Origin of the sequence: Burkholderia sp. LS-044 (genome assembly GCF_004803625.1) — a bacterium.
GTDB classification, from domain to species: Bacteria; Pseudomonadota; Gammaproteobacteria; order Burkholderiales; family Burkholderiaceae; genus Burkholderia; species Burkholderia cepacia.
In genome coordinates this window covers 1-582 of the sequence record NZ_SSWO01000056.1, presented here as the reverse complement: position 1 = coordinate 582, position 582 = coordinate 1, and the positions used below count along the sequence as shown (strand labels likewise).

The 582-nt window shown below is 57.0% G+C and carries 1 pseudogene; it reads left to right on the top strand.

What is annotated here, in order from left to right:
• Positions 1 to 485, top strand: a pseudogene (locus E9536_RS41160) (ISNCY family transposase); the annotation flags it as partial.
• Positions 486 to 582: the final 97 nt, after the last annotated feature.

Sequence of the window (582 nt, the reverse complement as noted above, 5' to 3'; positions counted from 1 at the left end):
ACCGGGTGATGTACTTACTGGACGACACACTGGAGAACCGGAAGCTGATCGACCGGCAGATCGAGGTGTGGGAGTACCCGGATGGGCGGATCGAGATTCGTGCTGATGGTCGAGCGTTGCCCTACAAAGAATATGACCGCCTGGCTGAAATCGATCAAGGTGCCGTCGTCGAGCACAAGCGTTTGAGCCATGTGCTGCAGGTCGCGCAAGCGCTTCAGGCGCAACGCGATAACAGCCGAATCGGTAAAGCGCCGTCTCGAACGCATCGTGGCGACTCGACGCGGACCAACAGAAACGAGGCCGAGCCGGGTAAGAAGAAGCAACGCAAGATCACGCAGGCCGACGTCGAGCATGTGATCGTCGATCTGGCGCAACGTCGGCAAACCGCAAAGCCAGCAGACAAACCTGGCCGTCGGTCAGCAAAAACTGAGGAAGCAAACGCAAGCGCCCTGCCCGTTCAGGCGCCGACCTTCGACTCTGCGTAACGGTTAAAGCGAAGAAAGAAACGCAGCAAAACCAACCTTAGAACCGGACATCTCTAAATGGCTGGAAGGTGGACATCTGAATCCGGGTATGACATGT